Annotated in this window: 14 protein-coding genes; 3 read left to right on the top strand and 11 right to left on the bottom strand. The window is 63.0% G+C overall.

What is annotated here, in order from left to right; genetic code table 11:
• Positions 1-415: 415 nt before the first annotated feature.
• Together Q8N40_RS17215 and Q8N40_RS17210 are read right to left on the bottom strand one after the other, a co-directional pair.
• Positions 416-802, bottom strand: coding sequence for a type II toxin-antitoxin system PemK/MazF family toxin (locus tag Q8N40_RS17215; protein ID WP_305712659.1), 387 nt, complete (start codon positions 800-802; stop codon positions 416-418).
• Positions 803-826: 24 nt separating this feature from the next.
• Positions 827-1,063, bottom strand: coding sequence for an AbrB/MazE/SpoVT family DNA-binding domain-containing protein (locus Q8N40_RS17210; protein ID WP_305712658.1), 237 nt, complete (start codon positions 1,061-1,063; stop codon positions 827-829).
• A 181-nt stretch (positions 1,064-1,244) separates the two neighbouring features.
• Between Q8N40_RS17210 and Q8N40_RS17205 the strand changes: the two genes are divergently transcribed.
• Positions 1,245-1,664 carry a DUF5413 family protein gene (locus Q8N40_RS17205; protein ID WP_305712657.1) on the top strand — a complete coding sequence of 140 codons (420 nt, stop codon included), beginning with the start codon at positions 1,245-1,247 and terminating at the stop codon, positions 1,662-1,664.
• A gap of 48 nt (positions 1,665-1,712) precedes the next feature.
• Positions 1,713-2,258: a DUF4112 domain-containing protein gene (locus Q8N40_RS17200; protein ID WP_305712656.1), complete on the top strand. Its 546-nt coding sequence runs from the start codon at positions 1,713-1,715 to the stop codon at positions 2,256-2,258.
• Between the two features lie 47 nt (positions 2,259-2,305).
• Here the strand turns inward: Q8N40_RS17200 and Q8N40_RS17195 are convergent, their stop codons facing one another.
• The 4 genes from Q8N40_RS17195 to msrA form a co-directional block, all read right to left on the bottom strand.
• Positions 2,306-2,602, bottom strand: a complete 297-nt coding sequence (locus Q8N40_RS17195; RefSeq protein WP_305318269.1) for a hypothetical protein — start codon at positions 2,600-2,602, stop codon at positions 2,306-2,308.
• Between the two features lie 220 nt (positions 2,603-2,822).
• Complete coding sequence (locus tag Q8N40_RS17190) at positions 2,823-2,987, bottom strand: DUF3309 family protein (protein ID WP_305318270.1); 165 nt, start codon at positions 2,985-2,987, stop codon at positions 2,823-2,825.
• 153 nt (positions 2,988-3,140) lie between these two features.
• On the bottom strand, positions 3,141-3,554 hold the full coding sequence (gene msrB, locus Q8N40_RS17185; protein WP_305712655.1) for a peptide-methionine (R)-S-oxide reductase MsrB: 414 nt from the start codon (positions 3,552-3,554) through the stop codon (positions 3,141-3,143).
• Between the two features lie 25 nt (positions 3,555-3,579).
• Positions 3,580-4,305: a peptide-methionine (S)-S-oxide reductase MsrA gene (gene msrA, locus Q8N40_RS17180; protein WP_305712654.1), complete on the bottom strand. Its 726-nt coding sequence runs from the start codon at positions 4,303-4,305 to the stop codon at positions 3,580-3,582.
• A 249-nt stretch (positions 4,306-4,554) separates the two neighbouring features.
• Between msrA and Q8N40_RS17175 the strand changes: the two genes are divergently transcribed.
• A complete protein-coding gene (locus Q8N40_RS17175; RefSeq protein ID WP_305712653.1) occupies positions 4,555-5,631 on the top strand; it encodes a flavodoxin family protein in 1,077 nt (358 codons plus the stop codon).
• A 42-nt stretch (positions 5,632-5,673) separates the two neighbouring features.
• On the opposite strand, the gene Q8N40_RS17170 is transcribed toward Q8N40_RS17175, so the two are convergent.
• The 5 genes from Q8N40_RS17170 to narI form a co-directional block, all read right to left on the bottom strand.
• A complete protein-coding gene (locus Q8N40_RS17170) occupies positions 5,674-6,783 on the bottom strand; it encodes an ATP-dependent RecD-like DNA helicase (protein WP_305712652.1) in 1,110 nt (369 codons plus the stop codon).
• Between the two features lie 192 nt (positions 6,784-6,975).
• Positions 6,976-7,704 (bottom strand): carbonic anhydrase, encoded by a 729-nt coding sequence (locus Q8N40_RS17165; protein WP_305318275.1) that lies wholly within the window; start codon positions 7,702-7,704, stop codon positions 6,976-6,978.
• Positions 7,705-7,756: 52 nt separating this feature from the next.
• Entirely contained in the window at positions 7,757-8,095 is a 339-nt protein-coding gene (locus Q8N40_RS17160; protein WP_305318276.1) for a hypothetical protein, read from the bottom strand.
• 10 nt (positions 8,096-8,105) lie between these two features.
• Complete coding sequence (locus Q8N40_RS17155; protein WP_305712651.1) at positions 8,106-8,930, bottom strand: peptidylprolyl isomerase; 825 nt, start codon at positions 8,928-8,930, stop codon at positions 8,106-8,108.
• Between the two features lie 3 nt (positions 8,931-8,933).
• On the bottom strand, positions 8,934-9,653 hold the full coding sequence (gene narI, locus Q8N40_RS17150) for a respiratory nitrate reductase subunit gamma (RefSeq protein ID WP_305318278.1): 720 nt from the start codon (positions 9,651-9,653) through the stop codon (positions 8,934-8,936).

Below are 9,653 nucleotides of genomic sequence, written 5' to 3'. Positions count from 1 at the left end.
CATCCAGCTTCTGAAGGAGCGCTCCTGGTTCGACGTGCCGCTGGTCTATATCAACCAGCGCCGCGCCATCATCGCCATCGAAAAGGGCGCCCCGGGCGAACGCGCCTTCAACGAGGCATTCCAGGCGTGGGGCGAGTAGGGGTTCGTTCGGGGTGAGCGAAGCTTCGTAGCCCGGATGGCGCGGACGGGTCGGCGCATCAGCGCCGAGCCGATGGCGCAATCCGGGAACGGTGCGGCAATGGCCCCGGACTTCGCAAGCGCTACATCCGGGCTACGGGACCAATCCACCGTACGCACCACTCCATCAACATCATTGCGAGCGAAGCGAAGCAATCCATTCCGCAGCGGTACCGGTTGGAAGATGGATTGCTTCGTCGCAAGCGCCCCTCGCAATGATGCTGTGGAAACCTGATTCTCAGGCGCCGCCCAAAAATCCTCTTAGCTTCTGCGACACGGCTTTTGCTGTGGCTTTGTCGAGCCGCCCGGCGCGCCGCTCGATCCGCCCAGGTTCGATGCAGGCGATCTTTGCGGTGCGCACGACGGATGGCGCCGGCAAGCCGGCGCGGCCGAGATCGGCGATCGTCACGTCGCACGACCAGGACGCGTTGGCGGCGCTCGTGATCATCGCAACCCAGATCAGCCCAAAGGGGGTGAGTTTGCGATTGGAGATGACCAGCGCGGGTCTGCGCTTTTCGGCCAGTCGGTCGGCACAAGGAAACGGAACCACGACGATGTCGAAGGCGTCGAAGCGCTCCTCGCTCCTTTCCTGGAGTGAAGGCTTGGCGAGCGCTCGCTTGCTCATCGTTTCCCCTTGGGAAACTTGCGGCTAGAGTTCCCCATATGCTTTCTCGTCGGCTTCGGACGTCCATTCCGAAAACGCGGCGAAGGGGTCATCACCGCCTTCGGTCGCCTTATCGAGCAGGATGCCGGCGTCGGTCACGCGATAGCGCAATGTATCACCCGGCTTCAGCTTCAGTTGCTCGCGCACCTCACGCGGAATTACGGTCTGGCTCTTGACCGAAACCTTGGAGAACGCGGCGGGTTGTCGCGACAAGCGGTTCATTCAGGTAAGGTAGCTTACCGTCTTACTGTTTTCAAGCCGAGGTGGCCTCGGTGGGGCGGCATTCCGCGGCAGGTCAGAGGCGTTTCCCGCAGGCTTTCCTCGGGCGCGGTGGCCCGCGGGAGGAGCCTCTTTGCGTGATGGCGAATTCGGTTATGCTGTCGCAAACAGGTGAAGGCAATCCATGAAACGCTACCTGATTTTCGCGGCGGTCGGCCCGTTCCTCGGCGGGTTCCTGCTGCTGTTCGCCACCACCTACGCTTCCGGCTACTGGGCCCAGACCAGCGCCGCGGAGGTAGCAAAGCTGTTCGTGGTGTTCGGCAAGACGCTGCAATTCGCCTATCTGTTCGGGATCGTGCCGGCGCTGATGATGGCGGCGGTGGACGATATCCTGTTCCACGTCCGAGGGATCAACTGGGTGGCGCGGATGCTGATCGTAGGCGGGATCGCCTTTGCCACGGCGCTCTTGATCTACGGCGGCCTGCGAACGGACACCGGCGCGCTCCAGGTCATTCTCTACGGCCTGCCGGGTCTGATCCCCGCGATGGTGGCGTCATGGCTGTCGCACAAATACGCCGAGCCGCGGCCGGTATCGGCCGCATAGGCGCGACGGCGTGACGCAACTTGCGGCCGTCTGGCGCGTTACCATGTGATGACGATGTCGAACGAAGAAATCATCTCCCCCAACCCCGCGCGGGGCCGCAAGACCTCCGGCGCCCGGTTTCGCGGCGCCGAGGCGCGTGGCCCCATCATCGATCAGGATGGGCGCGAGGTCCGCCCGGAGGCGCAGGGCCCGCAGCCCGGCGGCTTCCCGTTCGAATTCGCCACGTCGAGCGCCAATCCGTTCGGCAATCTCACCCGCGAGCAGCGGCTGGCGCGGCTCGACGCATTGGCGAAGCTGCTCGACGTCGCCTTCATCCTGCCCGGCACCAATATCCGCTACGGCATCGACGGCCTGATCGGATTGATCCCGGTGGTCGGCGATATCATCACGACGGCGATTTCGCTGTGGGTGGTGCGCGAGGCGCGCGCGCTCGGCGCGCCCTGGCATCTCACGACACGGATGCTCGGCAATGTCGCGCTCGATGGCGTAGTCGGCCTGGTGCCGCTTGCCGGCGACGCCTTCGACGTTATGTTCCGCGCCAACGTCCGCAACGTGCGGATGCTGCAGCGCTGGCTGGACAAGCAGCCGCGCTAGAGCGTCGCGAACGGCGGCGCCAGCGCGAGATGACCGGACATGAATTTTTACGCGGCGTCCGCGTTGGCGTCGTTGCCGGCGGGCACGGGCTCGGGAGCACGCGGGCGGCGCTCGAGCGGGAAGTCCTGGCTTTCATACAGCGTGCGGATGCCGCTCTGGTCGAAGCGGGCCTCGTCAACCTGCAAATACGCGCCGTTCAGCGAATCCGCCGGCAATTCCTCGATCGCGAAGCGAACCGCTTCGGCCGCGGTGCCAAATCGCCGATAGGCGAAGCCCGCTCGCTTCTTCTTGCGGATCGCGGCAGGAAACAGTTCGGCGGCAGTGTTGTAACTGAAGGCAGCCATGGTCAGTGACCCTCTAATCTTTTTCGTGAGAACGCGATTCGGAAATCGCGAACGTATCGTGCGGACGGGCTCAAGGGCGCGTCGGCACACGTCATTTCAGGACAGTCCTCAATATAAGCTCGTTTGCCAGAAATGCGACTCCTGACAGGCCGGATGATGAATCCGGGCATCCAAGTACCGCACGGAAATTTAACTCTATTATTTCAATGGCTTGTGCAGCTCAGAGCTTGCCGAGCAGCAGCAGAACGAGCAGCACGACCAGAACAACGCCGCCCAGACCCATTCCGGAGTGGCCCATGCCGTAGCCATAGCCGCCAAACCGGCCGCTGAAGCCCCCCAGCAGGAAAATAATCAGGATGATGACGAGTATCAGACCAAGCGACATGGCACTCTCCCCTGGGAGGCGGTCAGCGGATGAAAATCCGTCATCCCACCTCCGGTAGCAAAGCATATCGCGGGCCAAGGTTCCACCGGGGAACCGGAACGTGCGATGCGCGGGTCAAGCCCGCGCATGACGAACGGATTGTTGCCGCAGCCGCTATTTCGGCTGCAGCTTCAGCGCCGCCGAATTGATGCAGTAGCGCAGGCCGGTCGGGCCGGGGCCGTCCTCGAAGACGTGGCCGAGATGGCCGTTGCACTTCGAGCACAGCACTTCGGTCCGCACCATGCCGTGAGTGACGTCGCGCTCCTCGTCGACATGGCTCTCCAGCGCCGGCCGGGTGAAGCTCGGCCAGCCGCAGCCGGAATCGAACTTGGCGTCGGATTCGAACAGGGTCTGGCCGCAACCGGCGCAGGTATAGGTGCCGGCCCGATGTTCATGGTCGTATTCGCCGGAGAACGGCCGCTCGGTCGCCTTTTCCCGCAACACCGCATATTGCATCGGCGTCAATTCCTTGCGCCACTCGGCCTCGCTCTTCTCGATCTTGCCGGCCGTCGTTCGGGTGTCAGACATTCATCCTCCTCGTGAATTGCGCCCTTCAGTTGGTGACCTTCGCCTGGCTCACCAGCGTCGGCTTCGCCGTATAATGCTCCGCAAAAACCTTCTTCAGGTTCTCGACCTTCGGAAGGTCGTGAATGGCGATATAGGGCTGGTTCGGGTGCAGCGTCAGGTAGTCCTGGTGATAGGCCTCGGCCGGATAGAACGCCTCCAGCGGCCCGACCTTTGTCACGATCGGCTTCTTGTAGACCTTGGCGGCGTTGAGCTGGGCGATATAGGCCTCCGCCACCTTCTTCTGCTCGTCGGAATTGGTGAAGATCGCCGAGCGATAGTGGCTGCCGACATCGGGGCCCTGGCGGTTCAGCTGCGTCGGGTCATGCACGACGGAAAAGAAGATCTGCAGCAGCTTGCCGTAGCTGATCTTCTTCGGGTCGTATTTGATCTCGACCGTCTCGGCATGGCCGGTCGCGCCTGTGGTGATCATGGTGTAGTTCGCGGTCGACTTGCTGCCGCCGGCATAGCCGGACACCGCGTTGAGAACGCCGGCGGTATGCTGGAACACGCCCTGCACGCCCCAGAAACAGCCGCCCGCGAGAATGGCGGTCTGGACGCCGTCGCCAGCCTTGAGGTCCATGACGGGGGCGGGGATGATCACGGCGTCTTCGGCGGCGCGCGCGGGCGTGATCGCCAGGGTCGAGGCCAGGACCGAAATCGCCAGCGCGCCAAGGGCGGCGCCGAGCGTAAGGCGGGTGAAGCTGCGGGACATGAGGTTTCCTCTGGGGGTCAGCATTGGTTGATAGTTTAGAGCGGCCGCCGCGGTTCGCAACGCCTGCGGCCGGCCCGACTTCCCCAAGATACGGGACCGGGCGGGGGTTGTTACGGCCGAATGCACACGAGTTCGTGAATGAAAGCGGAGCTATTCCAGCGCGTTAGATGGCGGGAACAAGGCAAGGCAGGCCGCGTTGAAAATTGGCTGCCGCGCTTTGCTTCAGTCATTTCAGCGAGAATTTATCCGATGGCGGATCTCGATATTCGCAAGGGAATGCCTTCCGTCGAGTTGTCGCGGGAGGAATTCGAGAGCCGCTACCGTAGCCGCTTCGCCGATCCCGCGTTCGAACCGCTGGCGCGTGAACTCGACGCCATCGTCGCGGTCGCCTGGGACGGTTATTCCAATTCCCGCAAGGCGCCGCATACCCGGAAGGCCGGCCCCGGCTTTGCCGACCCGGACTACGACCTTTCGGTGGACTGGCTGGCGGCCCGTGAGGCCATTATCGCCGCGCAGCGGCGGCATGACGATGCCAGCGAGACGCCACGCATTCTTCTGATCAACGGTTCCTCCCGCAGCGAACATAGCTGTCCCGGAGAAATGTCGAAGAGCTGGCGGCTGATCAAGCTCGCGGAACCGATCTTCGAGGAAATGGGATTCGCTGTCGACATCTTGGACCTCAGTCGGCTGACCTCCGAATTCGGCATACAGATCCATCCCTGCAAATCCTGTGTGTCGACCGCGATGCCGCTGTGCCACTGGCCGTGCAGCTGCTATCCGAACCATGCGCTGGGCCAGACCGACGACTGGATGAACGAGATCTATCCGATGTGGGTGGCCGCGCACGGCATCATGATCGTCGCGCCGGTGAATTGGTATCACGCGCCGACGGGCCTGAAGGCGATGATCGACCGGCTGGTCTGCGCCGATGGCGGCAATCCCGATCCGACCTCCACCCACGGCAAGAAGGCCGCCGCGGCCAAGGCGCTGGAACTGAAGGGCTGGCCTTATCCAAAACATCTCGACGGCCGGCACTTCGCTGTCGTGGCCCACGGCGATGCCGTCGGCGCCGAGACGCTGCGCCGGTCGCTGTCGGACTGGCTCACCGACATGTCGCTGGTGCAGGCCAGCCGCACCGCGGAAGTGGACGGCTATATCGGCTATCTGGAGCCATATGCGACCTCGCATCAGGCGCTTGATGAGGACACGGATTTCCAGGAGCAGACCCGCAACGCGGCGCGGGCGCTGGGGAATGCGATCCTGCTGAGCCGCGCGGGAACATTCGTGCGGCCGGATGAAGAGATCGAGGATCCCAATCCGAAGTAGGCTCGTCTCCCTCCCCACCGCTTCGCGGCAGGAGGGGGAGACTCACACCACCACGCTCAGCCGCTTTGCGGCGCGGGTGATGCCGGTGTAGAGCCACCGCGCGCGGCTTTCCTGGAAGGCGAAACTCTCGTCGAACAGCACCACGTCGTCCCATTGCGAGCCCTGCGACTTGTGCACCGTCAGCACGTAGCCGTAGTCGAACTCGTCATAGGGTTTGCGCTGTTCCCACGGGATGGTGTCGATGGCGCCGCCGAAGCAGTCGCCGCGCACCGAGACCTTTGTCACCTTGTGGCCAAAGTCCTCGTCGGGCGACAGCCGCATGGTGATGATGGCGGATTTCGAGGTCGCGCGCGATTTCACCCGCCACAGCCCGCCGTTGAACAGGCCCTTCTTGCGGTTGTTGCGCAGACACACCAGCTTGTCGCCGGCCACCGGCAGGGGATCCTCGATGTTCTGCTTCTGCCGCACCCGCATGTTGTAGGCACGCCGGGTATTGTTGCGGCCGACCAGCACCTGGTCGGCCTGCATCACACGGTCGGGATCGAGTTCGTCGCGCGAGACCACCTGGCTTTCGCCATAGCGGCCGATATCGAGGTCGCGGCCCTCGCGCACGTCCATCGACATCCGGATGATGGGATCGTCCTGGGCCTGGCGATGCACCTCGGTCAGCATCACGTCGGGCTCGCAATCGGTGAAGAAGCCGCCGCCCTGGATCGGCGGCAGCTGCGCGGGATCGCCGAGCACCAGCAGCGGACATTCGAACGACATCAGGTCGCGGCCGAGTTCGGCGTCCACCATCGAGCATTCGTCGATCACGATCAGCTTGGCCTTGGAGGCCGGCGCGTCGTCCCACAGCTCAAAACTCGGCTGTTCGACGCCGGATTCCTTCGCGCGGTAGATCAGGGAGTGGATGGTGGAGGCATTGTCGCAACCCTTGTTGCGCATCACCAAAGCGGCCTTGCCGGTGAAGGCCGCGAATTTCACCCCGCCGTCGACGCCCTCGGCGATGTGCCGCGCCAGCGTGGTCTTGCCGGTGCCGGCATAGCCGAACAGCCGGAACACCGGCGGCGTGCCGCTCTTGCCGGGCTTTGCTTTCAGCCAGTCGGCAACGGCCTTGAGCGCGGCGTCCTGATGGGGCGTAAAGGTGGTCATGGAGACTCGAATGGGGGGATGGCCGAGACGGCCATGGGCCGCGACTCACCCCTAGCAAGCTAACCATTCGAGCCGTCAGTGCAAGCCGCCGGTCCTGTTGGCACTATTGCCAGCCCGGGACGCCCTTCATGTCGGGCCAGCTGGTGGGCGATGCCCTTGTGGCAGTCGTGAAAATTGATGACCCGCCATCGGCTATCCTTCCTCAAGAAACTGAGGCTCCAGCGTAGTCAGCCCTTCGAATGCCTCGACGGCGTGCCGGCGGATCATTGTTACCGGTTCGGCAAAGCCGGCATAATTGTTGACCCCGTCGAGATTTTCAGCGTCGGCGAGCGACGACAGCTTCAGGCCGAGATCTCTCAACAGTCCGTCCTCAAGACCGTAGATCCAGCCATGAACCGCAACGGACTGGCCACGCTGCCATGCAGCTCTGACAATTGGCGTTGCCGCGACGCGCCGCAATTGCATCTCGACATTCAGTTCACAAGCACGATTGATCCGGGCTTCATCGTCCGGCAGGATCGCAAGGTCGGTCGCGCAGCGCCGGCACATCTCGCGAACCGGCGCCAGCCAGTGGTCTACCAAACCGCCGCCGCTCGGCGGTTCGAACGCCCGACGGATTCCGCCGCAACCGTAATGCCCGCAAACGATAATGTGCTTCACCTGCAGCGTTTCAATCGCAAACTCCAAGACGGACAGAACATTCATGTCGCCGGTATGAACGATATTCGCAACGTTGCGGTGTACGAACACCTCGCCAGGGTCCAGGCCGACGATGTCGTTGGCCGGAACGCGGCTATCCGAACATCCAATCCAGAGATATCGTGGTGTCTGCTGTTCCGCGAGACGGCGAAAAAAATAGGGATCGCTACGGGTTCTTTCCAGAGCCCAAGCAACATTGCGATCGAATAGCTCATCGATCATCGCGCGCTCGCTATCCAGTACCGTTCGCGCCGCGGACCGATGATGCCTTTTCTCACGAGCAACCTCCGCTGCTTCCGCAGGTGCAACCGGCGTGGGCCGGGACTGCAGGCGTCTCGTCCTGCTTCAGCGACCAGTTGACCATGTAGGTCAGGCAACTGATTCCCGGATCGTCCGCGCGTTCGATAACGTTCATCAACGCCAGCCAGTCCTCACTCACCGCCAGATTGGTAAAACGCCGTACTGCGCCCGCCGCGTACTCGCCGACCGTCTCCTCATAGCGAAACGCGACTTCGCCGACACGCGCGAACAGCACGATGTCGTTACAGGCAAGCAGCGCCTCGTTGGCCGGGGCTTCCTCGCTGAAGCTGCGGATGATCTCGCCGAGTTGCATGGTCTCACTCCTACTGCACGAGCGACGAACCAGCCGCGGCGAGCGTCACGCCGACGATTTCGGCGCGACCGGCCAGCACCGACACATATTGCGCGAGCGCGCGATGCTGAACGCTGGTAGCGAGGTAATCGGCGATGCGATCACGCGCAAGTTCGAACGGAAGCAACTGACCCGGCGCGTGCTGATCGAGCCGCACCACGTGAAAACCGTAGCGTGTTTCGGTGACCGCAAATTCACCCGGCCGCATGCGCTGCAGCGCGGTCTCGAATTCGGCAACGGTCTGGCCGCGCGTCAATTGACCAAGACGACCACCCTCTTGCGCCGAAGTCCTGCAATCGGAATGGCTGCGCGCGAATTCGGCGAACAGCGGGGGATCAGCCCTGACCGCAGACAGGATAGTGTCGGCGGTGGTACGGGCGCTGGCCCGCGCGGCGATGTCGGCAGAGGGAGCCGCGATGAGAATGTGCGCGGCTTCATAGAGGTCTCCCGCGCGAAAGCGCTGGCGATTCTGCTCGTAGAAGCGAATGCAAGCAGCCTCGTCGGGCTGCGGCGTAACCACCTCGCGCTCGATCAGGACCCGCATCGCCGCCTCTTCTGCGGTCTCGCTGCGCCCTTCCGGATCGCTTAACGGCTCGGCTTGAATGTCAAGCCTCGTTGACTCCTGCAACAGCAGCTCGCGCACCACCAGCGCACGAGCCGCCGCCTGCCAGGCCAGGATCGGCTTCTCCGCCGGATGGTTCTGCACTTCGCGGGCGATAGCCTCGCGCGGAATTACCCTGCCGTTGACGGCGATGGTCTTCGGCTTCGGCAGCACATTCGTAACCGAGCAATCCATGGCTTACTCCGCAGGTTGAGTTGGGCGCGCCATGCGATCGCCGTTGGGGCTGCGGACGACCTGATAGCCGCGACGGCCGAGATACCAGATCGGCGCACTCCAGACGTGAACCAGACGGGTGAACGGGAAGACGAGAAAGAGCGTCATTCCCAACAGCAGATGCGCCTTGAAGATCGGATGCACATCCAGAACGTTGGCGGCTACGTCGGGCTGCAGCGTCAGGATGCCTTGGGCCCAAGTCATGAACTTCACCATCTCGTGGCCGTCCAGGTGGCCCATCGACACCGGGATGGTGGCAAGTCCGATCAGCAGCTGCGCAAACAGCAGCAGCAGGATCGCGGTATCGCCGAACGAGGAATTGGCACGGATGCGGGGATCGAACAGCCGCCGGTGCGTCAGCAGGGAAATTCCCACCAGACACATCAGCCCTGCAATGCCGCCGGCGACGATCGCCAGCATCTGCTTGAAGCCGTGGGAGACTCCGAGGATATCGAACACCCAGATCGGGGTCAAAAGCCCGACGAAATGCCCGACGAAGATCGCGAGAATGCCGACGTGAAACAAGTTGGAGCCCCACATCAGCTGCCGCCGCCGCAGCAACTGGCTGGATCCGGTACGCCAAGTATACTGCTCGCGATCGAACCTGAACAGGCTGCCGAACAGAAACACCGTCAGGCAAAGGTAGGGATACCAGCCGAAGACGATTGAATTGAGCGTTTGCAT

It is taken from the genome of Bradyrhizobium sp. (genome assembly GCF_030693485.1).
Classification (GTDB): Bacteria; Pseudomonadota; Alphaproteobacteria; order Rhizobiales; family Xanthobacteraceae; genus Bradyrhizobium.
This window is presented reverse-complemented; position numbering and strand designations above follow the sequence as displayed.